Consider the following 22,581-nt stretch of genomic DNA (forward strand, 5'->3'; position numbering starts at 1 on the left):
TCGGCAGATGCGCGCCTTGGAACGCAAGGCACGCAAACTTGGATTGCAGCTGGTTAAAGCGGCTTAAATTTTAAGAGCAAAAACAATGAGTTATTTTTTGTTTGATAAGAGCGGGCTTGCTCGCGAATGCGCTGGACCAGTCAACATCTTCGTCGACTGATACCCCGCATTCGCGAGCAAGCCCACTCCCACATTTGTTTTGTGGTGTTGGCTGGGTTGGCGTCCGGCCTATTTGCGCTGTAGCAACACCGGCAGTTGCACCACCAGCTTCTGATTGTTCAACGGCGCCCGGATAAACCCACGCTGCGTCCCATCCGGTCCGATCAGCGCCAGGTTGCCGCTGTGGTCGACGGTGTAGTTCGGCTTGCTGGTATCCGCCGGAATGAACGGAATGCTCACCGCATTTGAAACCTTCTGCACATCCTCCACATTCGCGCCGGTCAGGCCCTGGAACTGCGGGTCGAAGTAGCCCAGGTACTGCTTGAGCTGAGTCGGCGTGTCGCGGTGCGGGTCGACGCTGACCAGGATCACCTGCAACTTATCCACAACGTCCTTGGGCAGTTCGCTTTTGATCTGGCGCAGCTGGGCGAGGGTCGTCGGACAGATGTCCGGGCAAAAGGTGTAGCCGAAGAACAGCAGGCTCCACTTGCCCTTCAACTCATTAACCTGCACCGGTTGGCCTTCCTGATTGGTCATGGTCACCGGCGGTAGCTGGCGGCTTTGCGGCAGCAGGATGATACCGGCGTCGATCAAAGCGGTGGGGTCGCCCTGGCCTTTGCCCGAGAGCACTTTGTTGACGGTCAGGCCCATGATCAATGCCACCAGGGCCACCAGGATGAAGACAGTTTTTTGAGTTCGAGTCATAGGTTCAACAGTAGGTAGTGGTCTACGAGCAGGGCGATGAACAGCAGCAGCAAGTACCAGATAGAGTACTTGAACGTGTTGATCGCCGCGTGCGGCCGAGCGCCACGGTACAACACCCAGGCCCATTGCAGAAAGCGCCCGCCCAATATCAGCGCGCACGCAAGGTACAACACGCCGCTCATATGGATCACATAGGGCATCAGGCTCACCGCCAGCAGGGCGAAGGTATAGAGCAGGATGTGCACCTTGGTGTAGTGCTCGCCATGGGTGACCGGCAGCATGGGGATATCGGCCTTGGCGTATTCCTCCTTGCGGTGGATGGCCAGCGCCCAGAAGTGCGGCGGGGTCCAGGCGAAGATGATCAGCACCAGCAGCAGCGGTTCGGCACTGACATGGCCGGTGACAGCGACCCAGCCCAATAATGGCGGCGCAGCACCGGCGAGGCCGCCGATGACGATATTTTGAGGCGTCGCACGCTTCAGGAAACCGGTGTAAATCACTGCGTACCCCAGCAGCGAAGCCAAGGTCAGCCATGCCGCCAATGGGTTGGTAAAGGCCAGCAATAGCGCCAATCCCGCAACAGCCAGGAACAATGCAAAGGCCAAAGCAGCCAACGGCGACACACGCCCCTGCGCCAGCGGCCGCTTATGGGTGCGCGCCATCACCGCATCAATCCGCCGGTCCACCACGTGGTTCACCACCGCCGCGCCACCGGCACACAGGGCAATGCCCAGGTTGCCGAACACCAGCACTGTCCACGGCACACCCGCGCGCGTTGCGAGAAACATCCCCACCAGCGAGGTGATAAGCATCAGCACCACCACTTTCGGCTTGGTCAGCTCCAGGTAGTCACGCCAGATCGCCTGGCCGTGACGCGCGCCGCTCAAGGTCGCCATGGCATCTCTCCTTTAAGGGTGATGAGGCCCGATACGTGTTTGCGCGGGATAAAACGCCAGCCGAACGGCCGTTGATTACGCACCCGGACCAGGCTGGTGCGGGCGTGGTAATTGACCAGCACCAGGCTCAGCAACAACACGGCGCCTCCTGCGTTATGGCCTACAGCTATTGCCAGCGGCAGCCCGAACGCCACATTGCTCAGGCCCAGGCAGATTTGTGCAGCCAGGGCGATCAGCAACAAACCCGCTAGCCGCGTCATGCCGACCGCGCGCAGTTGCCAGGCCAGGCCAAGCAATACCAGGCTGACGATCACGGCGCCGATGCGGTGGGTCAAGTGAATGGCCGTGCGCGCTTCGCTGTCCAACTGCCCGCCAAGGTAATTAGGGCCAATATGCTGGGTAAGATGAAAGCCATTGGCAAAATCCGCCGCCGGCCACCATTCGCCATGGCACGTTGGCAGATCAACACAGGCCACGGCCGCGTAGTTGGAGCTGACCCAGCCGCCCAGCGCAATCTGCCCGATCACCAGCACCAAGCCTGCCGTCGCCCAATATTGCAGGCGCTTGGGGACAATCAACGCAGGCAGCACGCCCGACAATCGCAGGGTCAGCAGAAACAGCAGGCTCAAGGTCGCAAAGCCCCCGAGCAAATGCCCCGTCACCACCTGCGGCCACAGCTTCAACGTGACCGTCCACATGCCAAACGCCGCCTGTGCAAACACTACCGCCAATAGAAACAGCGGCAATTTCACCGGCTGACCGGGATCACGCCGATGGCTCCACGAGCGCGCCGCGAGCAGCAAGATCAGTAGGCCCAAAGTGCCTGCGAAGTAGCGGTGAATCATCTCGCTCCAGCCCTTGTCCGCCTCAACCGGTGTATCGGGGAAATGCAGTTCGGCATGGGCCAGCTGAGCCTCGCTTTGCGGCACGCTGATAAAACCGTAACAGCCGGGCCAGTCCGGGCACCCCAGTCCAGCATGGGTCAGGCGGGTATAAGCGCCCAGCAGCACGACGATCAGCGCCAGCAAGGTGGCAAACAACGCGAGGCGAAATCCAGGTTTGGCCATGACGATGCCCTTATCCGATATTCGACAGTTTCAGCAGATGGCGCAGGTCGTTGAGCACGTCCTTGCCCTTGACCTTGGCGTCATAGCGCAGCACCAGGTTGCCGTGGGGATCGACGATCCACAGCTGTGCATCGCCCGGCGCGCCGGCGTCCTTGGTGAAGGTCGCCAGGTCCAGCGGGTAACGCTGCAGTTGCGGATATTGCGCCTTGAGCTTGGCCTCGTAGTCGGTGGTGACCGGCTGCGCACTGGCCAAGGCGTGGCTGGCACGGGAGGCGTCGCGGCCGAGGCCGATCTGCAACTGGCGCGCGAGGTACACCAGTTGCTGGCAATCTGCGGCACAGGCAGCGGGCGCGGTGACCAGCAGTTGCCAACGCTGTTCATCAGCTTGCACGCCAATATCGGCGCGGGTCTGGCCGTTGCCGATTATCTCGCCATGGTAGCTGCGGCTTTCCGGCACCCAGAACTGCAATTTGTACATGAAGGTCGCCAGCGCCATCGGGCCGATTACCATCATCAGGATCAGCAACAGCTGCCAACGGCCTTTGCGCCGATCAGGCACGTCAGACATGTTGAGTGGATTCATGGCCGCTCCCATGGGGCTTCTCCTTTTTGTTGTGCCATCCGAGGTAGAGGTAAAGCGCCAGCAGGGCCAGCGACATGGCGAACCACTGCACGGCATAAGCCAGGTGTTTTTCGGGCCCCATGGCCACGATGGGCCAGGTGGTTTCGTAGGTGCCGGGGCCTGCTTCGGCCCGTAGCTCGTAGGCGAAACCACTGCGCCCCAGTTCAGCCCACAGCGCGGCCGGATGCAGGGCGGTCAGCAAGCGCGGCCATTGCGCGCTCGTCGGGTCAGCATGCAGTTGGAAGGTTTCGCCGGGGGCGACGTAAACCCAGGCATCCAGGTTCAAGGGCTGCTCAGGGGTGGCAAAGACGGGCGGCGTGCGCCGATCCGGCCAAGGCAGCCAGCCGCGATTGAGCAAGAGCCACAGGCCGCTGGCCTGGTCGTGGAAGGGTTGCAGCAGCTCTACGCCGGCCTTGCCGTCACGCAGGCGGTTATCGAGAAACACACTGTGTTCGGCGTCGAATTGCCCGCGCAGGCGCACACGACGAAAAGCCGGGTCAGCCAGTTCGTTAAGCTGTGCACTGCTGATCGGATCAGCCGCGCGCCGCTCGGCATAACTGTCCACCATCAGCTGTTTTTCATGGCCTCGGGACAATTGCCAGAACCCCAGGCCCACCATCAACGGCAGCAGCACCAACACCACCAGCGTCGGCGCAATCCCGGGGCGAAAGCTTTTTATGGCGCTGGCTATACTTGTTTTCATTGCCCGCCCATCCAATTGGAGCCAGACCATGCTCAAAGCCGCTATTGCCCTGATGCTGATCGCGACTGTCGTGAGCCTGTTCAGTGGCTTGTTCTATCTGGTCAAGGACGAGGGCAACTCCAACCGCCTCGTCACTGCCCTGACCGTGCGCGTGGTACTGGCCGTGATCACCGTGGCGCTGATCGCCTGGGGCTTTTTTAGCGGCCAGCTGGTTTCTCATGCGCCGTGGTAAGGCGCCTCACAGCACATAGACGAAGAAAAACAGCCCGATCCACACCACGTCCACAAAGTGCCAATACCAACTCGCCGCTTCGAAGCCGAACTGGTGCTCGGCATTGAAATGCCCCTTCAGGATGCGCATCAGCATCACGAACAGAATGATGGTGCCGATGGTGACGTGCGCACCATGAAAGCCGGTGAGCATGAAGAAGGTCGCGCCGTACACGCCCGAACCGAGCGTGAGCCCCAACTCTTTATAAGCGTGGATATATTCCTCGGCCTGGAACCCAAGAAATGCAAGGCCCAGCAGCACGGTGATCGCCAGCCAAATCTTCAGCGCGCCGCGATGGCCTTTGCGCAAGGCATGGTGGGCGATGGTGATGGTCACGCTGGAACTCACGAGCAGAATGGTATTGACCAGTGGCAGGCCCCAAGGACTGATGGTGCCTTCCGGCGCCGGATACATTTTCGGGTCTGGGTTGTTGAGCAAAGGCCAGGCAAATTCGAAGTTCGGCCACAGCATATGCGCGATGCCCTTGTGGCCTTCCCCGCCCAGCCACGGGCCGGACATGTGCCGCACGTAAAACAGCGCACCGAAGAACGCGATAAAAAACATCACTTCGGAAAAGATGAACCAGCTCATGCCCCATCGGAACGAGCGGTCCATCTGCGAACTGTACAAACCGGCGCGGCTTTCCTTGATCACCGCGCCGAACCAGCCAAACATCATGTAGGCCAACAGTAGGCCACCGACGAAAAAGATCCACGGGCCGTGGGATTCCGGGCGCGCTGCCTTCAAGTCGTTAAACCACACACCCAAGCCATACACAGTGATCAACAGGCCAAAGGTGGCAATTATCGGCCATTTGCTTTGCGCTGGTACGTAGTACGTATCATGAGTCGACATGTATTCGCTCTCCTGATTGAGCGGGCAAACAGTAGCTAGCCGCCGGTATGGACAGCCACGGGCGGTTGGCGCGCAGTGATGTCAAACAGCGTGTACGCCAGGGTCAGATGCTTCACATCCTTGGGCATGTCGCGGTCGACAATGAAGCGCACCGGCATCTCAATGCGCTGGCCTGGCTGCAGCACTTGCTGGGTGAAGCAAAAGCACTCGGTCTTGTGGAAGTACATCGCCGCTTCAGCCGGCGAAATACTCGGCACGGCTTGGGCAGTCATCGGTTTTTCGGTAGGGTTGTAGGCCACGAACAGCATCTCGGTCACCGCACCCGGGTTGACCACCACTTCGTCAGCCTTGGCATAAAAATCCCAAACCATGTCGATGGCATTGGTGGACAAGAACTGCACCCGCACCTGGCGTGAGGCGTCCACCACCTGCGAGCCCTCGTACTGTCCGGCCGTCTTGCCGTTAATGCCGAACGCCTTGCACATCACGTCATAGATCGGCACCAGCGCAAAGCCAAAGGCGAACATCGCCACCACCAGGATCAGCAGGCGGGTGACCAGGCGTTTGAGCGCAGCGGAGTCAGCCATGATGCTCACCTGAGACGAACGCGATCAATGTGGGAGCGGGCTTGCTCGCGAATGCGGTTTCACAGCCAATGATGAGGCTGACTGACACACCGTCTTCGCGAGAAAGGCCGCTCCCACAGGGGATTTGCGGCGTCAGGTTCATTTGACCTCCGGCGGCGTAGTGAACGTGTGGTACGGCGCAGGCGAAGGGATGCTCCACTCCAGGCCTTCGGCGCCATCCCAAGGCTTGGCCGGTGCGGGTGTACCGCCACGGATGCACTTGATCACAATGAACAGGAAGAAGATCTGCGTGGCGCCGAACATGAAGGCACCAATCGACGAGACCATGTTGAAGTCGGCGAACTGCAGGTTGTAGTCCGGCACCCGCCGCGGCATGCCCGCCAGCCCGACGAAGTGCATCGGGAAGAACGCTAGGTTCATGCCCACGAAGGACAGCCAGAAATGCAGCTTGCCCAGGGTTTCGTCGTACATGTGGCCGGTCCATTTCGGCAGCCAGTAGTAGGCCGAGGCAAAAATGCCGAAGATCGCGCCGGGCACCAGTACGTAATGGAAGTGCGCCACCACGAAGTAGGTGTCGTGGTACTGGAAGTCGGCCGGGGCAATCGCCAGCATCAGCCCGGAAAACCCGCCGATGGTGAACAAGATCACGAAGGCCACCGCAAACAGCATGGGCGTCTCAAACGTCAGAGAGCCTTGCCACATGGTGCTGACCCAGTTGAACACCTTCACCCCGGTCGGCACGGCGATCAGCAGCGTGGCGTACATGAAGAACAGCTCGCCCACCAACGGAATACCGACCACGAACATGTGGTGCGCCCATACGATGAACGACAGGAATGCGATGCTCGCCGTGGCGTAGACCATCGAGGTGTAGCCAAACAGTGGCTTGCGAGAAAAGGTCGGGATGATCGAGCTCACGGCACCAAACGCCGGCAGGATCATGATGTACACCTCGGGATGGCCGAAGAACCAGAACACATGCTGGAACAGCACTGGGTCACCGCCACCGGCCGCACTGAAGAAGCTGGTGCCGAAGTGGATATCCATCAGCATCATGGTCACGCAGCCTGCCAGCACCGGCATTACCGCGATCAACAGGAACGCGGTGATCAGCCAGGTCCAGACGAACAGCGGCATTTTCATCAACGTCATGCCTGGAGCGCGCAGATTGAGGATGGTGGCGACCACGTTGATGGCGCCCATGATCGAACTGATGCCCATCAGGTGAATGGCGAAGATAAAGAACGTCACGCTTTCCGGTGCATAGGTGGTGGAGAGCGGCGCGTAGAAGGTCCAGCCGAAATTCGGCCCACCACCGGGGGCGAACAGGGTCGATACCAGCAGCAGGAATGCCGCCGGCAGCAGCCAGAAGCTGAAGTTGTTCATGCGCGGCAGGGCCATGTCGGGCGCGCCGATCATCAGCGGAATCATCCAATTGGCCAGGCCGACAAACGCCGGCATGACCGCGCCGAACACCATGATCAGCCCGTGCATGGTGGTCATCTGGTTGAAAAACGCCGGCTCCACAATCTGCAAGCCGGGCTGGAACAGTTCGGCACGGATCACCATGGCGAACGAACCGCCGAGCAGAAACATGGTGAAGGCGAACCACAGGTACAGTGTGCCAATGTCTTTATGGTTGGTGGTCAGCACCCAGCGCATCAAACCCTTGGCGGGGCCGTGGGCATGGTCAGCGTGACCATGGTCATCAATCACAGCGCTCATGGCCGTTCTCCTGAGAGCAAGTGGGCAGGGCAGGTCGAGGTAAACGCCATGAAAGAGTTCATTGGCTTTCCGCCTGCTTGATGGCCAGCACGTCTTTAGGCGTGACCATGTCGCCTTTGTTGTTGCCCCACGCGTTGCGCTCGTAGGTCACCACGGCGGCGATATCCACTTCAGAGAGCTGCTTGCCGAACGCGGCCATCGCGGTGCCGGGCTTGCCGTGATAGACGATGCTCAGGTGGCCGTCTTTCGGGCCGATGGCGATTTTCGAGCCTTTGAGCGCCGGGAACATCGGCGGCAGGCCTTGGCCTTCAGCCTGGTGACACGCCACGCAGGTGGTGTGGTAGACCTTATCGCCACGCGCCACGAGTTCTTCCAGGGTCCACTCTTTGGAGGTCAGCTCCTTGAGCTTGGCGGCCTCTGCCTTGCGCTCGCCGAGCCAGGTTTCGTAATCGGCCTTGGACTTGACCTCGACCACGATGGGCATGAAGCCGTGGTCCTTGCCGCACAGTTCGGCGCACTGGCCACGGTAGATGCCGGGCTTCTCGACACGCGTCCAGGCCTCGTTGACGAAGCCGGGAATGGCGTCGCGCTTGACCGCAAAGGCCGGCACCCACCACGAGTGGATCACGTCCGCGGCCGTCACCAGGAAGCGCACCTTGGCCCCCACCGGTAACACCAGCGGCTGGTCGACTTCCAGCAGGTAATGTTCGCCCTTGGTCGCCTGGTTGTGGATCTGTTCGGCGGGCGTGGCCAGGTTGCTGAAGAACTCCACGTCCTGGCCCAGGTATTTGTAATGCCACTTCCACTGGTAGCCGGTGACCTGGATATCGATATCCGATTCACTGCTGTCGTAGATATTGATGAGGGTCTTGGTCGCAGGAATGGCCATCGCGATCAGGATCAGCAAGGGCACTACGGTCCAGAGGATCTCCACGGTGGTGCTCTCGTGGAACTTCGCCGCGACCTGGCCCGTGGACCGGCGATGAACGATCATCGACCAGAACATCGCGCCAAACACGATGATGCCGATCACCACACATATCCAGAAAATGGTCATGTGCAGGTCGAACACAGCGTGACTGACTTCTGTCGCCCCTGGCGCCATATTCGTTGTCCAGGCGGCATGTGCCTGGCCGAATACTGACCACAACAGGAGGCCCATCCAAACGTGTGGATGTCGCATCATTGCGGGTTCCCCTTATCGTTCTTGTTATCCCGCCGGTTTGCACCTGCGTCGAAGGGAGCGGCTTCCATACTGCTTACAACCGCTTAGCCTTGCCTGCTTATGCAGTCTGGCGTCATCAGCTAATCGCGTACAAATCCGAGTATAGACAGGCTCTGCAACCCCGCAATGTGTAGGGGTAAATGAGCTGAAATGAGGCACTTGGGCTTAATGAAACAGGCTGCGGAATCGTTTATGCGGTGCGCTATCGCGATTCGATATAACGCCTGCGCATAACCATGAAATAATTATGACAAATGCGTCTGAGGCGCTCGTACAAACGAGCTACCTTATCCTCTCCCTTTTCCTACACCTGCATCACTGGAGCCTTCATGAACACCGCCGCATTGCGCGAGCAGATTTCCCGTGCCCACCAACACGAAACCAGCACGGGCCAGCTTGCCCAGCAACTGGAAAAACAATTGCCGCACCTGCATTCGGCCATTGCCCTGGCTGACGGTGATCGCAACGTTGTCATGACCCGCTTTGTCACCGCCTACATCGACCTCGTCCCGGATTTGCTCGACGCTGCCAACGACGTAGCCCGCGAGGCCGGTATCGAAAGCCAGATCAAGCCGGTGCTGAAGATCGCCGAGCATTTCTTCCTGCAGCCGCCTGCGATCCTGGCAGGCCACGAGGGGCTCGACGGCCTGCTGGATGAGGCTTACCTGGCCCATCGCCTGGTGGAAGAGGTCAACGATCTGTATATCAAGCATTTCGGTCAGCCGTTGATTCCGGCGGATACCACTGTGGCTAACGTGATTGCCCACCAACTGATTGGCGAAACATTCGCTAATCAACTGGATGAGGCGGTGCATCAAGCAGTGGATGAGATGCTGAACGAAGAGAGCTTTGCGCTGGAGTCGGTGGAGGCTTACCGCGAAACGCTCAAGAGCCCGAACACCGAGGCCGCGTGGAAGCGCTGGCCGTGCCTGTCGCGGCAGTTGGGGGTTGAGTTGGCGTTGGATCAGCCGGCCTAGATCTTAGATCTAATACAAAACCCATGTGGGAGCGGGCTTGCTCGCGAATGCTATGGTTCAGTCAACACTTCCGGTGACTGACACGCCTTCGCGAGCAAGCCCGCACACATTTTGATCCGGTTTCGTCAGCTCACAGATGGCGCCGAACCTATCCACGTCGTCATTCGCACCCGCCCTTCCAACCGGCGCTTCAACCCACGCGCCTCGATCACCAGCGTCGAACCCTTCGCCGCATTGGCTCGCCCCCATTCTTCCAGTAACTCCAGGCAAGAATGGTCAATATAATTCAGGTTGTTCAGCGGTACGTGCAAGGTCGTCCCAGCGGGCACTGTCGCCAGCACTTGGGTCAATGCCGGCACTTTCAGGAAGGTCGCAGCCCCCGCCAGGCGCAGCTCCATCTCACCGACCTGGGGCAAGTCGATCAGGCTGACTTTAAGCCGTGACGCCTTGAACGCCAGCTTGACCAACGTCAACCCAAAGCCCACCAGCACGCCGGTCAGCAGGTCGGTAAAGATGATCGCCAACGCCGTGGCCGCATAGGTAAACATTGGCATCCGCCCATAGCGCCCCAGCGCCTTGAACGCCTTGATGTCCACCAGCTTGATCCCGGTATACACCAGCACACCCGCCAGGCTCGCCACCGGAATGCTCTGCAGCACACTCGACAACAACAGTACGAACCCCAGCAGCCAGAGGCCATGGAACATCGCCGACAAGCGCGTAGTTGCACCGGCCTGCACATTGGCCGAGCTGCGTACGATCACGCCAGTCATCGGCAAGGCGCCGACCAGGCCGCAGAGCATGTTGCCTACACCTTGAGCGGACAATTCCCTGTCAAAATCAGAACGCTGACCGCTGTGCATGCGGTCGACCGCCGCAGCGGAGAGCAGGGTCTCGGCACTCGCGATAAACGCTACGGCGAACGCGGCGATCAACAGTTGCGGATCAGCGAGGTTCAGCAAGTCGCTGGGACGCAGCCAGTCGATGGCATCGGCGAGATTTTCCGGCACCTCCACACGTTTGACCTGCAACGCCAGCACCAAACTGACAACGGTGGTCAGGCCCACGCCCAACAAGGCGCCCGGCACAAAGCGCAGGCGTTGCGGGCGTAATTTGTCCCAGGTGTACATCACCAGCATTGTCGATAAACCGAGCAACCCCGCCTGCCAGCCCAGGCCGCCGCCCAGGGTCGGGATCGCTTCAGCCAACGCCGCAGGGAAGCCTGCCAGGTTATCCAGCCCCGAAGGTTTGGGCGCGCCGTCGAGCATCACGTGGATCTGCGACAGCACGATCAGCACGCCAATCCCTGCCAGCATGCCGTACACCACCGCCGGCGCCGTAACACGGAACCAGCAGCCCAGACGCAAACGCCCGGCGACCAGTTGCAGAAAGCCTGCCAGCAACAGGATTGGCCCAAGCATCAGCATGCCGTGCTGGCGTACCAGTTCGAACACCAACACCGCCAAACCCGCCGCCGGGCCACTGACCTGCAACGGTGAACCCGCCAACCAACCCACCACCAAGCCACCGATGATCCCGGTAATCAGGCCTTTGGCCGGCGGCATGCCGGAGGCGATAGCAATACCCATGCACAAGGGCAGGGCGACCAGAAACACAACCACCGAAGCGAGCAGCTCCCGTGGCAATACAGCTTTCAATTGAGCAGCACGCATGATGACTCTCCCGAGGCATTGGCCGGGCGCGGTAAAGCCTGGCTGCATCCATGGCAGCCACCGCTAAACCCGGCAGGGAAGTGTTTTAGAAGCGCGCTTTAGGCGTCGCTGAAGGAATCGGCCCTTCGCCGCCCAACGGCAGGAAGGTCGACTGATCCGCATCGTAGGCGCGGATTTCGCTGGTCTCGATGTTGTAGATCCAACCATGGATAAACAAATGACCATTGGCCATGCGCGAAGCCACCGAAGGGTGGGTGCGCAAATGTTGCAGCTGGGCGATGACGTTTTCTTCGGTCAGCACCTTCATGCTCTCGCCTTCGTTGGCGCAGTCGCAGTTGTCATGGACCATGGCCTTGGCGACCTCGGCGTGCCGCAGCCAGGCCCTGACCGTCGGCATCTTCTCCAGGCTATCGGGGTTGAGTACCGCGCGCATGGCGCCGCAATCAGAGTGCCCGCAGACAATGATGTGCTGCACGCCCAGGGCGAGTACGGCGTACTCGATGGCAGTAGAAACGCCGCCATTCATCTGGCCGTAAGGCGGAACCACGTTACCGACGTTACGCGTCACGAACAGGTCGCCCGGAGAGCTTTGGGTGATCAGCTCGGGCACGATGCGCGAGTCGGCGCACGTAATGAACATCGCTCGTGGGCTTTGGGCCGTGGCGAGTTTCTTGAAGAGTTCTTCCTGTTGGGGAAAGACGTCGTGATGGAAATGCAAAAAGCCGTCAACAATATGCTTAAGCGCTGCATCGGCGGTTTCCGCCACCTGAGGGGCTGAAGCCGACGCAGCCAACGGCTGTTTATCCTGGTCACTCATGATTCATCCTCTTGATTAAATACAGGGGAGCTTTCAGGTCAGTTCGACGCCGGGCGTGTGGAACAGTTGCAAAAGCCACAAAGCGGGACGCCGACTCATCAGTCACTCGCAGAACACGTTAACCGCCGAAACTTAACTCAAACTGAATGAACCGCTCTAGTCCGCGGGTTTCAGTGATGTCAAAAAGCGACTATTCCTACACGGACTTCGCAAATCGCCTCTTCAGTCTACAACAAAGCCATCTGCCTGCCTGGCGGACAGAACGCCGTGCAATCCAGATTGAAGCCCTCCCGCTGGTTGAGCCCCAAGCGCTTGATCGCCTTGCTGAAGCGCTGCGCCAGCAGATCGGCAAATGGCCCTTCACCACGCATGCGCACGCCGAAGCGGCTGTCGTATACCTCACCGCCGCGCACCTGACGTACCAAGCTCATCACATGGGCCGCACGCTGCGGGTAATGCGCCGCCAGCCACTCCTCGAACAGCGGCGCCACCTCCAACGGCAGGCGCAGCATCATGTACGCCGCACTCTGCGCGCCAGCGGCGTGGGCTTCGGTCAGCAGGCTTTCCAGCTCACTGTCATTGATCATCGGAATCATGGGCGAACACAGCACGCCCACCGGGATCCCCGCCTCGCGCATTACCCGAATCGCTCGCAACCGCGCCTTCGGCGCCGCCGTGCGCGGCTCCAGGATGCGCTTGAGCTCGTCGTCCAGGCTGGTGAGGCTGATCATCACCGCCACCAGCCGCTGACGCGCCAACTCAGTGAGCAAATCCAGATCGCGCAGAATCAATGAGCCCTTAGTGATGATGGTCACCGGATGCCGGTAGCGCAGCAACACTTCAAGGGTTTGCCGAGTGATCGTGTACTCGCGCTCGATCGGCTGGTACGGGTCGGTGTTGGAACCCAGGTTGATCGGCGCGCACACATACCCCGGTTTCGACAGTTGCTGCTCCAGCACATCGGCGGCGTTGGCCTTGGCAATCAATTTGGTTTCGAAATCGAGCCCCGGCGACATGTCCCAATAAGCATGGCTGGGCCGCGCATAGCAGTAAATGCAGCCATGCTCGCAGCCACGGTACGGGTTGATCGAACGGTCGAACGGCAAGTCCGGCGAGTTGTTGCGGGTGATGAGGGTCTTGGCCGTTTCGATACGCACTTCGGTGCCCTGGGTCGGCGGCACTTCCTGATACCAGCCGTCGTCCTCGACCACGCTGACGGTGGGCGCAAAGCGGTTATGCAGGTTAGTGGCCGTGCCACGGCCACGGGGCGGCAGCGGAGTAGACATGAAAACGCCTCTATACTGTTTTTATATACAGTATAGAGGCGCGAGGTTTCTGACCAGTGCCGTTTGGCGGTCAGGGAAGGATCAGTGCTTTTGCGTCACCTGTCCCAAGTCATCGCCTGAAGTGGTGCGCAGATCTTTCTCGCGCAGGTCCGCCACATCGCTGGCGTTGACCGGCGCGCCCTTATTGCCCCAACTGCCGCGGATGAAACTGACCACATCCGCCACTTCCTGGTCCGACAGGCGCCAGGCAAATGCTGGCATGGTGAAGGTCGACGGCGCCGCGTGCGTGGCCGGCAACGTGCCGCCGTTCAACACGATGTTGATCAGCGACGTGGCATCCGCCGTCTGCAACACCGGGTTGCCCGCCAGCGCCGGGAACACCCGCGTGTAGCCATGGCCGTCAGTACGGTGGCAGGCCGCACAGTTGTCGATGTACACCGACGCACCTGGCTTGCTGTCATCACCTTTCCACAGGGCATCAGCCACCTGCTTGTCGTACTGATGCGGCTGGTCCTTGGGGTCCACCGCCGGCAGGCTCTTAAGGTAACGGGCGATAGCCGTCAGGTCATTTTCCGACATGTACTGCATGCTGTGGACCACAACATCGCTCATGCCACCAAACACCGCACTGCGATCACTGCGGCCGGTCTTGAGGAATTGCACCAGTTGCGCCTCGCTCCAACTGCCGAGGCCGTCCTTGTGGTCGCCGCGCAGGCTCTTGGCGATCCAGCCCTCCAACGGCGCGCTGCCAGACAGGAACGCGTTGCCATCAGTGGCACTCAGGGCTTTTTCCTGCATGGTCAAAGCCCGTGGCGTATGGCAAGCGCCGCAGTGGCCAAGGCCTTCCACCAAATAAGCACCCCGGCTGATCACCGGATCAGCATTAGCCGGTGCCTGGTAGTCTGCCACCTCGGGCGCAAACATCCAGCGCCATGCCGCCAACGGCCAGCGCATGCTCAGTGGCCAGGGAATATCGCTGTCCTTGTTCTCCTGGGCGACCGGTTCAACACCCTTCATGAAATACGCATACAACGCCTGCATATCGTTTTCGCTGACACGTGCGTAAGACGGGTAGGGCATCGCCGGGTAAAGCGTACTACCGCTCTTGGCGACGCCATGGCGCACGGCCTTGTCGAAGTCTTCAAAGCTGTAGTCGCCCAGGCCGGTCTTGTCCGGGGTGATGTTGGTGGAATAGATCACGCCGATGGGGGTTTCCATCGGCAGGCCACCGGCAAACGGCTTACCGCCCTTGGCGGTGTGGCAGGCCACGCAGTCTCCGGCGCGGGCCAGGTACTCGCCCTGCTTGACCAGGTCGGTTTCAGCCGCGCTGATCGAGCAACTGCTCAATAGGGCAAACGTCGCGATAACAAGTGCTTTCATGGTCATCGCTCCTTATGCCTGAACCAGTGGGCCGGGGTTTTTCAGGTACTGCTCGCGGATCGCCCGGGCCGACCAATAGGTCAGCGCCGCCACCAGGCCGGTAGGGTTGTAGCCCAAACCTTGTGGGAAAGCGGATGCGCCTGGCACAAACACGTTGTGTACATCCCAGCACTGCAGGTAACGATTCAAGGCACTGGTTTTCGGGTCGGTGCCCATGATCGCGCCGCCGTTGAGGTGGGTGGTCTGGTACGACGCGGTGTTGAAGTGCTCACCGACCTTTTTGCCCAGCACGGCAATTGCCTTGGGGTTCATCGCTTCGGCGACTTTGCCCATTTTCTCTACCATGAAGCGGTTCATCTTGATGTCGTTTTCTTGCCAATCGAATGTCATCCGCAGCAGCGGCTGGCCGTAGGCATCACGATAAACCGGGTCCAGATCCAGGTAGTTGCCCCGGTAGGATTGATGGGCGCCATGGGCATCCATCGACACCTGGTGGGTGTAGTAATCGGCGGTCGCGCGCTTCCACGCGCTGCCCCAGGCCGGGGTTCCCGGCGGATTCGAGGTGCCTGCAATAGGCCGACTTCCCGCCTGGTTGACCCACATCGGCGAGCCGCCCACAAAGCCGTGAGGGCCATGGTCGAAGTTGTCGGCATTGAAGTCATCAATGGCCACGCCATTGCCGCCCGCACCGATGAAGTTGTTGGTGTGGGTGTCCTTGTCGAAGAACGCCTTGATGGTCGCCATGTTCTGGTAGGCGAAGTTCCTGCCCACCACACCTTCATTGGTAATCGGGTCGTAGGGCTTGCCGATACCGGACAGCAGCATCAAACGCACATTGTGGAACTGGAACGCGCCGAGGATCACCAGGTCCGCCGGCTGCTCGCATTCCCGGCCCTGGGCGTCGATATAAGTCACGCCGGTGGCCTTGCTCTTGGTGCTGTCGAGGTTGACCTTGAGCACGTGAGAATTAGGCCGCAGTTCGAAATTCGGCACCTGGCGCAACGCTGGCAGGATGTTCACGTTCGGCGAGGCTTTGGAATACATGTAGCAAACATAGCCACTGCAAAACCCGCAGAAATTGCACGGGCCCATCTGCGCACCATAGGGGTTGGTGTAAGGCCCCGAGGTATTGGCCGACGGCAGGTTGTAGGGTTTGTAACCCACATCGCTAGCAGCTTTCTGAAACAGCTGTGCGGAAACGGTGATTTTCTGTGCTTCCAACGGGAACGGATTGGAACGGTCCGGTGCATATGGGTTGCCGCCACGGCCCTCACCAACGACTTGACCTTTCACCGTCCAGGCCTGGCCGGAGGTGCCGAAGACTTTTTCCGCGTAGTCGAAAAACGGCTCCAGCTCTTCATAGCTCACGCCGAAGTCCTGGATTGTCATGTCCTTGGGGATAAAGTTTTTGCCGTAACGCTCTTCGTAATGGCTACGGATGCGCAACTCCATCGGGTCGACGCGAAAATGCACGCCGGACCAGTGCAGGCCTGCACCGCCGACGCCATTGCCCGGCAAGAACGCACCTAACTGACGGTTAGGCAGGGCCACGTCATTCACGCTATGGCGAATGGTCACCGTCTCTTTGGAAATGTCCTGGAAGAGTTTTTTACGCACGCTGTAGGTCAATTCGTCGATGACCTGCGGATAGTTGCCGTCAGGGTAAGTGTCCTGCATCGGGCCGCGTTCCAGCGCGACCACGTTTAGACCCGCTTCCGTCAGCTCCTTGGCCATGATCGCGCCGGTCCAGCCGAAGCCGACGATCACTGCATCTACTTTTTTCATGATGGTCGCCACGTTTATGCCCTCTCGCCGCGGATGGAAACTGCCGGGAAGGGGTATTGCTCGTTGCGTTCAACCCAGTCCATGAAGTCGGCGCGAGCGCCGGGGAAGCCAATCATGGTCCAACCGACCATGCCTTTGTTGCCGCCGTGGATCGGGTCGCAGAAGAAGCCTTCCTTGGTGTTTTGCAACAGCAGGTTGAAGAACATCTTCGGCGGCACCGTCTCGAAATGCGCAGCAACTTCGCTACCGCCAGCCTCGAGGCGGCGCAGCATATCGTCTCGGGTAGCGCTGTCTTGCGCAGCAAAAGCTTTACCGTTGAACGCCTTCGACCATGCATCCGTCGCGGCAATGCCCAGACGATAGATTTCTTTGGGTACCAATTTGCTCTGCCAGCCCATCTCGGGCGGTGCGTCAGCGTTGAACGGGCCTTGCATGAACCACAGGGCACCACTGGCGTAAGGCGTGTTCATCTGCCGGTCGATGTATTCCGGTGCACCCGCTTCCAGGGCACCTGGGCCTTGGGCATCGGCGGGAATCAGGCGCTCGACGGCGGCATTGATAAACGACCATTCCTCGGCGGTGAAATACGTAGGCTCATAGGCTTTGTCGCTGGCCGCAGGCTTGGCGGGCGCGGCCTGCGCTGGCTCTGGCGTAGCCATCAGCATCGAGCCGCCGAGGCCAGTGCTGGCAACCGTGACCACCGGGATCAAGGTCAAGGATTTGCGCAGAAAGTCACGCCGGGGGTTGTCTTGATCTTGATCAGACATGGTGGCACCTCATCATGTGGTCACAGGTTATCAGCTTCTAGTGAGCTTTTTTTTGGCAATCAATAGTTACAAAGGATAGCAGGCTAAGGATGAGGGGAATCGATTCAGTGACCTAAGTCGAGTAAATGCGGGCAAAAAAAGTGGGCGCTGCTTATTTGGGAGCTGGCTTGCCTGCGATGCAAACACCTCAATCGTCCTATCAGGCCGAGGTGATGCTATCGCAGGCAAGCCAGCTCCTCAAACAAGCAGCGCCCACACTAGATCAGCGAATAACGCCTAGTCTTTTTTCAGCTTCGGGTTGGGGAAAAACTGTACGGCTTGAGTGTTAGGATCAGCCGGCGCTTTCAGCGCTGAGGTGTTGACCCGCGTACCCAATTCCTTGGGCACCGACAGACCCTGGTCATTCAGTGTGTCGGTATAACCGCAGGCCACGCACTCGCGATGCGGCACGTTGTCCTCGGTCCACATTTTCAACTTGTCCGGCTCGCTGCACGCCGGGCAGACCGCCCCGGCGATGAATTGCTTTTTGGTCATCACAGGCCCTTCGCTCATGCTGCCGCGTCCTCACTCAGGCCGCTGTGGCGCAAGAGTGCGTCAATCGACGGCGCACGTCCGCGGAAGTCGACGAACAGCACCATCGGCGCCTGGGAACCGCCACGGGCCAGGATCGCCTCGCGGAAAGCACGGCCGGTTTCGGCATTGAGTACGCCGTCTTCTTCAAACTTGGAGAAGGCATCCGCCGAGAGCACTTCAGCCCATTTGTAGCTGTAGTAACCCGCCGCATAACCACCAGCGAAGATGTGCGCAAAACTGTTGGGGAAGCGGTTGTAGGCCGGCGGACGCATCACCGAGACTTCATCGCGCACGCCTTCCAGTACTTGCGCCACGCTGCGGCCATCACCGTGGGTGGCGTGCAGTTCGAAGTCGAACAGCGAGAATTCCAGCTGGCGCACCATCATCAGGCCGGACTGGAAGTTCTTCGCCGCGAGCATTTTTTCCAGCAGGTCTTGGGGCAGCGGCTCGCCGGTTTCGTAATGGCCAGAGATCAGCGCCAGGCCTTCCGGCTCCCAGCACCAGTTCTCCATGAACTGGCTAGGCAATTCCACCGCATCCCAGGCCACGCCGTTGATGCCGGACACACCGGCATGCTCGACGCGGGTCAGCAAGTGATGCAGGCCGTGGCCGAATTCGTGGAACAGCGTGGTGACTTCATCATGGGTCAGCAGGGCAGGCTTGCCGCTGTCGGCCGGGGTGAAATTGCACACCAGGTTGGCCACCGGGCTTTGCAGCACGCCATCAACCGTGCGGCGACGGTCGCGCGCGCCGTCCATCCAGGCACCGCCACGCTTGTTGGCGCGGGCGTACAGGTCGAAGAAGAAGCGACCGACGTGCTGGCCGCTTTCCTTGATTTCAAACAGGCGGACATCCGGGTGCCAGGTGTCGAAGCCTTTTTGCTCGGCGATCTCGATGCCGTACAGGCGCTGGACGATGGCGAACAGACCACCGAGCACTTTGTCGATGGGGAAGTAGGCGCGCAGGGCTTCCTGGGACACGCTGTAGCGCTGCTCACGCAGTTTCTCGCCATAGAAGCCGCTGTCCCAACTTTGCAGGTCGGCGCAGCCTTGTTCAGCGGCGTAAGCCTTGAGCTGTTGCAGGTCTTGGGCGGCAAACGGTTTGCTGCGCTTGGCCAGGTCACGCAGGAAGCTGAGCACCTGGTCGCTGGACTCGGCCATTTTGGTGGCCAGGCTCAGCTCGGAGAAGGACGCGTAGCCCAGCAGTTGAGCCAGTTCCTGACGCAAGTCGAGGATCTGTTCCATCACCGGGCCGTTATCGTTCTGACCGGCATTCGGGCCTTGGTCCGACGCGCGGGTGCAGTAAGCCGCGTAGACTTCTTCTCGCAGCGCGCGATCCTGGGCGTACGTCATTACCGCGTAGTAGCTGGGGAATTCCAGGGTGATCAACCAACCGTCGAGGCCCTTGGCCTGGGCAGCGGCAGCCATTTGCGCCTTGGCCGAGTCGGTCAGGCCGGCGAGGGTGGCTTCCTCGGCAACGTGCTTGGTCCACGCCTGGGTAGCATCCAGCAACTGGTTGGAGAACTTGCTGCCCAACTCGGACAGTTTGCTTTGCACTTGCGCGTAGCGCTTTTGCTGTTCCGGCGGCAAATCGATGCCCGACAGGCGGAAATCACGCAGGGCGTGTTCCAGGATGGTTTTTTGCGCCACGTCGAAACCGGCGGCTTCCGGGCTATTGGCGAGGGCTTCAAAAGCCTGGAACAGCGCGCGGTTCTGGCCCATCTCTGTGGAATAGGCGCTCAACGCGGGCAGGCAGCCTTCGTAGGCTTCGCGCAGTTCAGCGCTGTTGCACACGGCGTTGAGGTGGCTGACCGGGCTCCAGGCGGCACCCAGGCGGTCATTCAGTTCATCCATCGCCAGGACCAGGCCGGCCCATGTCGGATTTTCCCCCTGGCTTTGCAGGATGCCTTCGATGGCAACGCGGTTATCGGCAAGGATCTGTTCGATGGCCCGCTGGACGTGCTCGGCACGGATCGCCGAGAACGGCGGCAGGTCGTAGGACTGCAGAAGAGGGTTGTTCGCGCTCACGGTTGGCACCTTGGCTGAAGAAACTGATAAGACAAAGATGGGGCCATCTTAATTACAATCAACACCCACCGCAGCTATCAGCAGAAGAGAGAGAGGCTATCGTGACCCTTCGCACCTATCAGAACCACACGCCAACCCTGTGCGCCGGGGCTTTTGTCGATGTTTCGGCGGTGGTGATCGGCGATGTCGAAATCGGCGCCGACAGCTCGGTTTGGCCGCTGACCGTGATTCGTGGCGACATGCACCGCATCCGCATCGGTGCACGCACCAGCGTGCAGGATGGCTGCGTATTGCACATTACTCACGCCGGGCCGTTCAACCCGGACGGCTTCCCGCTGTTGATCGGCGACGATGTAACCATCGCCCACAAAGTCATGTTGCACGGCTGCACCGTGGGCAACCGCATCCTGATCGGCATGGGCAGCATCGTGATGGACGGCGCGGTGGTGGAAGATGACGTGATCATCGGCGCCGGTAGCCTGGTGCCACCGGGCAAGAAGCTCGAAAGCGGTTTTTTGTATGTTGGCAGCCCGGTTAAAAAAGTCCGCGCATTGACTGACAAGGAGCGCGCCTTTTTCACCTACAGCGCCGCGAACTACGTGAAGCTCAAAGACCTGCACCTGGCTGAAGGATTCGACCGATGAGCCTGCCCTACCAAACCGTCCTGTTCGACTTGGACGGCACCCTCACCGACCCGCGCGAGGGCATCACCCGTTCGATCCAGTACGCCCTCGGCAAGCTGGGTATCGACGAGCCGGACCTGACAAAGCTGGAGCATTTTATCGGCCCGCCGTTGCTGCAAGCCTTTATGCAGTTCTACGACTTCGATGAAGCCAAGGCCTGGGAGGCGGTGAATTTCTATCGCGAGCGTTTCAAAGTGACCGGTTTGTATGAGAACCGCGTGTTCGACGGCGTGATGCCGCTATTGGAGGACCTGAATAGCCAGGGCCGCCAACTGTATGTGGCGACGTCCAAGCCTTGGGTGTTTGCCCGCGAGATCGCCCGGCACTTCGATTTTGCCAGGCATTTTAACGTGATCTACGGCAGCGAGCTGGACGGCACGCGCACCAATAAAGTCGAGTTGATCGCCCACCTGATCAGTGAGGAAGGCCTGGACCCGGCCACCACCTTGATGATTGGTGATCGCAAGCATGACCTGATCGGCGCGCGCAGCAACGGGCTGGATTCGGCGGCGGTGGGGTACGGGTTTGGCAGTTTTGAGGAGTTGAATGCCGAGGCGCCGACTTGGCATTTTGAGACATTGGCCCAGATGCATCAGGCGTTTATGCAGCGTTCTTGAGATAGCGTTCGCAGGCAAGCCAGCTCGCACATTTTGACCGGTGTACACAGGACCCATGTGGGAGCTGGCTTGCCTGCGATGAGGCCCTAAAGCCCAACACCTTCCAACTGTTTCAACGCCGCTCTACGCTGCTCCACCGACAACTCGCCCATCTTCTCCACCGCCGCATAAAACCTCACCCAATCCCCACCCTCCTGCGCAAACAACGCCGCAAACGCCGGTACCCACCTGTCATACAACCCAAACGGCAACAGCCGCGCATTGTTCATCGGCTGGTTGATCCAGGCGTCATACCGCTTATCACCGCCCCACTGGCTATCGCGCAATTGTCGGTAATCACTGCGCAAGCGCTCGAACTGCGCGGCCTTGGCCTGGCGCATCACGGCGGCCGCCAAGGGCTTGGCGTAGAGCGCTTCCAGGCGTTTACGGGTATCGAGAATCAGGCGGATAAATTGGTCGCGCTGCTGCAGTATTGCACTGCTGAGCGGTGCCAAACCTCGCACGGCTCGCCACTGGCGAGTGCCTTCCTGCTCAACGAAGTTGGCAAATGATTCATTGAACTCGGTGTCGTCCTTCACATAGAAGCGCTGGTGCGCCAGCTCATGAAAAATCAGCGTGGCCAGGCGTTCATCCCCCCAGCTCAACATCGAATTCATGATCGGGTCATTAAACCAACCCAATGTGGAGTAAGCCTCGACGCCGCCAATCGACACATCCATGCCACGCTGCCTCAACAACGCCGCCTCGCCCCGCGCCGCGCCCTGGTTGTAGTAACCGCGATAGGCCACGCAACCGGCGATAGGGAAGCAATGGGTTTCAGGTGAAAGGGAAAATTCTTGCGTGGCGAAGACATTCCAGACCACATAAGGCCGGCCGATATCGGCGTACAGCCTGTAACTCTGGTTGTCAGGCAGGTGCAGATGCTCACTGGCGAACGTTCGCGCTTTTTGCGATTGCGCCAAGTGCTCGCGCAGCAGCGGTGGGCGGGAAGGGTCGGCGATGACCTGCGCCACCGGCTCCCGGGCCCGCAGCAATTGCCACTGGCCACTCGCCAATTGGCTGTAATAGCTCAAGCTCGAGCAGCCGCTGAGCAGCACCACCATCAGCCCTGGAAGAAAACGCCTGACCATGCCCCGACCGCTCCTGGGAAATTTGCTCGCCAGACTATCGCGCCTGCGCGG

22 protein-coding genes are annotated in these 22,581 nt (G+C 60.0%); 4 read left to right on the plus strand and 18 right to left on the minus strand.

Annotation, left to right across the window (positions count from 1 at the left end):
- Positions 1-228: 228 nt before the first annotated feature.
- Genes AACY52_RS15970 through AACY52_RS15990 form a run of 5 tightly spaced genes read right to left on the minus strand, consistent with a single transcriptional unit; the run spans position 229 to position 4,152 of the window.
- Positions 229-864, minus strand: a complete 636-nt coding sequence (locus AACY52_RS15970) for an SCO family protein (protein WP_339419199.1) — start codon at positions 862-864, stop codon at positions 229-231.
- Positions 861-1,760, minus strand: a complete 900-nt coding sequence (gene cyoE / locus AACY52_RS15975) for a heme o synthase (RefSeq protein WP_339419201.1) — start codon at positions 1,758-1,760, stop codon at positions 861-863. The genes AACY52_RS15970 and cyoE overlap by 4 nt, the downstream gene beginning before the upstream one ends.
- A complete protein-coding gene (locus AACY52_RS15980; RefSeq protein WP_339560608.1) occupies positions 1,748-2,827 on the minus strand; it encodes a COX15/CtaA family protein in 1,080 nt (359 codons plus the stop codon). The genes cyoE and AACY52_RS15980 overlap by 13 nt, the downstream gene beginning before the upstream one ends.
- Positions 2,828-2,837: 10 nt before the next feature.
- Complete coding sequence (locus tag AACY52_RS15985) at positions 2,838-3,422, minus strand: hypothetical protein (protein ID WP_339419203.1); 585 nt, start codon at positions 3,420-3,422, stop codon at positions 2,838-2,840.
- Positions 3,388-4,152, minus strand: coding sequence for an SURF1 family protein (locus AACY52_RS15990; RefSeq protein WP_339419205.1), 765 nt, complete (start codon positions 4,150-4,152; stop codon positions 3,388-3,390). Before AACY52_RS15990 ends, AACY52_RS15985 begins: the two co-directional genes overlap by 35 nt.
- Before the next feature lie 28 nt (positions 4,153-4,180).
- Here AACY52_RS15990 and AACY52_RS15995 point away from each other — a divergent pair, with 28 nt between their 5' ends.
- The gene (locus tag AACY52_RS15995) at positions 4,181-4,384 is read left to right on the plus strand and encodes a twin transmembrane helix small protein (RefSeq protein WP_339427752.1); all 204 of its coding nucleotides are present in this window, start codon (positions 4,181-4,183) and stop codon (positions 4,382-4,384) included.
- Between the two features lie 6 nt (positions 4,385-4,390).
- Here AACY52_RS15995 and AACY52_RS16000 read toward each other — a convergent pair whose 3' ends face one another.
- The 4 genes from AACY52_RS16000 to coxB form a co-directional block, all read right to left on the minus strand.
- A complete protein-coding gene (locus AACY52_RS16000) occupies positions 4,391-5,278 on the minus strand; it encodes a cytochrome c oxidase subunit 3 (RefSeq protein WP_339419208.1) in 888 nt (295 codons plus the stop codon).
- A gap of 35 nt (positions 5,279-5,313) precedes the next feature.
- Positions 5,314-5,865: a cytochrome c oxidase assembly protein gene (locus AACY52_RS16005; protein WP_339560609.1), complete on the minus strand. Its 552-nt coding sequence runs from the start codon at positions 5,863-5,865 to the stop codon at positions 5,314-5,316.
- A gap of 138 nt (positions 5,866-6,003) precedes the next feature.
- The gene (gene ctaD, locus AACY52_RS16010) at positions 6,004-7,590 is read right to left on the minus strand and encodes a cytochrome c oxidase subunit I (RefSeq protein WP_065875623.1); all 1,587 of its coding nucleotides are present in this window, start codon (positions 7,588-7,590) and stop codon (positions 6,004-6,006) included.
- Between the two features lie 58 nt (positions 7,591-7,648).
- Positions 7,649-8,776 (minus strand): cytochrome c oxidase subunit II, encoded by a 1,128-nt coding sequence (gene coxB / locus AACY52_RS16015; protein ID WP_339419211.1) that lies wholly within the window; start codon positions 8,774-8,776, stop codon positions 7,649-7,651.
- A gap of 368 nt (positions 8,777-9,144) precedes the next feature.
- Between coxB and AACY52_RS16020 the strand changes: the two genes are divergently transcribed.
- A complete protein-coding gene (locus tag AACY52_RS16020; protein WP_339419213.1) occupies positions 9,145-9,792 on the plus strand; it encodes a hypothetical protein in 648 nt (215 codons plus the stop codon).
- A 125-nt stretch (positions 9,793-9,917) separates the two neighbouring features.
- On the opposite strand, the gene AACY52_RS16025 is transcribed toward AACY52_RS16020, so the two are convergent.
- The 8 genes from AACY52_RS16025 to prlC form a co-directional block, all read right to left on the minus strand.
- On the minus strand, positions 9,918-11,465 hold the full coding sequence (locus tag AACY52_RS16025) for a SulP family inorganic anion transporter (protein WP_339560610.1): 1,548 nt from the start codon (positions 11,463-11,465) through the stop codon (positions 9,918-9,920).
- 85 nt (positions 11,466-11,550) lie between these two features.
- Positions 11,551-12,282 (minus strand): carbonic anhydrase, encoded by a 732-nt coding sequence (locus AACY52_RS16030; RefSeq protein ID WP_339419217.1) that lies wholly within the window; start codon positions 12,280-12,282, stop codon positions 11,551-11,553.
- A 227-nt stretch (positions 12,283-12,509) separates the two neighbouring features.
- Entirely contained in the window at positions 12,510-13,568 is a 1,059-nt protein-coding gene (locus tag AACY52_RS16035) for a PA0069 family radical SAM protein (protein WP_339427749.1), read from the minus strand.
- 81 nt (positions 13,569-13,649) lie between these two features.
- Complete coding sequence (locus tag AACY52_RS16040) at positions 13,650-14,948, minus strand: cytochrome c (protein ID WP_339560611.1); 1,299 nt, start codon at positions 14,946-14,948, stop codon at positions 13,650-13,652.
- A 12-nt stretch (positions 14,949-14,960) separates the two neighbouring features.
- Positions 14,961-16,745, minus strand: a complete 1,785-nt coding sequence (locus AACY52_RS16045) for a GMC family oxidoreductase (protein ID WP_339419223.1) — start codon at positions 16,743-16,745, stop codon at positions 14,961-14,963.
- Positions 16,746-16,747: 2 nt separating this feature from the next.
- The gene (locus AACY52_RS16050; protein ID WP_339427747.1) at positions 16,748-17,500 is read right to left on the minus strand and encodes a gluconate 2-dehydrogenase subunit 3 family protein; all 753 of its coding nucleotides are present in this window, start codon (positions 17,498-17,500) and stop codon (positions 16,748-16,750) included.
- Between the two features lie 276 nt (positions 17,501-17,776).
- On the minus strand, positions 17,777-18,052 hold the full coding sequence (locus AACY52_RS16055; protein WP_339419227.1) for a YheV family putative zinc ribbon protein: 276 nt from the start codon (positions 18,050-18,052) through the stop codon (positions 17,777-17,779).
- Positions 18,049-20,100, minus strand: coding sequence for an oligopeptidase A (gene prlC / locus AACY52_RS16060; protein WP_339456373.1), 2,052 nt, complete (start codon positions 20,098-20,100; stop codon positions 18,049-18,051). The genes AACY52_RS16055 and prlC overlap by 4 nt, the downstream gene beginning before the upstream one ends.
- 101 nt (positions 20,101-20,201) lie before the next feature.
- Here prlC and AACY52_RS16065 point away from each other — a divergent pair, with 101 nt between their 5' ends.
- Together AACY52_RS16065 and AACY52_RS16070 are read left to right on the plus strand one after the other, a co-directional pair.
- Positions 20,202-20,744 (plus strand): gamma carbonic anhydrase family protein, encoded by a 543-nt coding sequence (locus AACY52_RS16065; protein ID WP_339419231.1) that lies wholly within the window; start codon positions 20,202-20,204, stop codon positions 20,742-20,744.
- Positions 20,741-21,400, plus strand: coding sequence for an HAD family hydrolase (locus AACY52_RS16070; protein ID WP_339456374.1), 660 nt, complete (start codon positions 20,741-20,743; stop codon positions 21,398-21,400). The genes AACY52_RS16065 and AACY52_RS16070 overlap by 4 nt, the downstream gene beginning before the upstream one ends.
- 86 nt (positions 21,401-21,486) lie before the next feature.
- Here the strand turns inward: AACY52_RS16070 and AACY52_RS16075 are convergent, their stop codons facing one another.
- Entirely contained in the window at positions 21,487-22,530 is a 1,044-nt protein-coding gene (locus AACY52_RS16075; protein ID WP_339456375.1) for an aminopeptidase, read from the minus strand.
- Positions 22,531-22,581: the final 51 nt, after the last annotated feature.

The sequence above is a fragment of the Pseudomonas sp. EA_65y_Pfl1_P113 genome (assembly GCF_963970525.1).
GTDB lineage: Bacteria > Pseudomonadota > Gammaproteobacteria > Pseudomonadales > Pseudomonadaceae > Aquipseudomonas > Aquipseudomonas tritici.

Bases quoted from the DNA above. Each gene is read 5' to 3' on its own strand.
- AACY52_RS15970 (WP_339419199.1), bottom strand. From the start codon at position 864: ATGACTCGAACTCAAAAAACTGTCTTCATCCTGGTGGCCCTGGTGGCA.
- cyoE (WP_339419201.1), bottom strand. From the start codon at position 1,760: ATGGCGACCTTGAGCGGCGCGCGTCACGGCCAGGCGATCTGGCGTGAC.
- AACY52_RS15980 (WP_339560608.1), bottom strand. From the start codon at position 2,827: ATGGCCAAACCTGGATTTCGCCTCGCGTTGTTTGCCACCTTGCTGGCG.
- AACY52_RS15985 (WP_339419203.1), bottom strand. From the start codon at position 3,422: ATGGGAGCGGCCATGAATCCACTCAACATGTCTGACGTGCCTGATCGG.
- AACY52_RS15990 (WP_339419205.1), bottom strand. From the start codon at position 4,152: ATGAAAACAAGTATAGCCAGCGCCATAAAAAGCTTTCGCCCCGGGATT.
- AACY52_RS15995 (WP_339427752.1), top strand. From the start codon at position 4,181: ATGCTCAAAGCCGCTATTGCCCTGATGCTGATCGCGACTGTCGTGAGC.
- AACY52_RS16000 (WP_339419208.1), bottom strand. From the start codon at position 5,278: ATGTCGACTCATGATACGTACTACGTACCAGCGCAAAGCAAATGGCCG.
- AACY52_RS16005 (WP_339560609.1), bottom strand. From the start codon at position 5,865: ATGGCTGACTCCGCTGCGCTCAAACGCCTGGTCACCCGCCTGCTGATC.
- ctaD (WP_065875623.1), bottom strand. From the start codon at position 7,590: ATGAGCGCTGTGATTGATGACCATGGTCACGCTGACCATGCCCACGGC.
- coxB (WP_339419211.1), bottom strand. From the start codon at position 8,776: ATGATGCGACATCCACACGTTTGGATGGGCCTCCTGTTGTGGTCAGTA.
- AACY52_RS16020 (WP_339419213.1), top strand. From the start codon at position 9,145: ATGAACACCGCCGCATTGCGCGAGCAGATTTCCCGTGCCCACCAACAC.
- AACY52_RS16025 (WP_339560610.1), bottom strand. From the start codon at position 11,465: ATGCGTGCTGCTCAATTGAAAGCTGTATTGCCACGGGAGCTGCTCGCT.
- AACY52_RS16030 (WP_339419217.1), bottom strand. From the start codon at position 12,282: ATGAGTGACCAGGATAAACAGCCGTTGGCTGCGTCGGCTTCAGCCCCT.
- AACY52_RS16035 (WP_339427749.1), bottom strand. From the start codon at position 13,568: ATGTCTACTCCGCTGCCGCCCCGTGGCCGTGGCACGGCCACTAACCTG.
- AACY52_RS16040 (WP_339560611.1), bottom strand. From the start codon at position 14,948: ATGAAAGCACTTGTTATCGCGACGTTTGCCCTATTGAGCAGTTGCTCG.
- AACY52_RS16050 (WP_339427747.1), bottom strand. From the start codon at position 17,500: ATGTCTGATCAAGATCAAGACAACCCCCGGCGTGACTTTCTGCGCAAA.
- AACY52_RS16055 (WP_339419227.1), bottom strand. From the start codon at position 18,052: ATGAGCGAAGGGCCTGTGATGACCAAAAAGCAATTCATCGCCGGGGCG.
- AACY52_RS16070 (WP_339456374.1), top strand. From the start codon at position 20,741: ATGAGCCTGCCCTACCAAACCGTCCTGTTCGACTTGGACGGCACCCTC.
- AACY52_RS16075 (WP_339456375.1), bottom strand. From the start codon at position 22,530: ATGGTCAGGCGTTTTCTTCCAGGGCTGATGGTGGTGCTGCTCAGCGGC.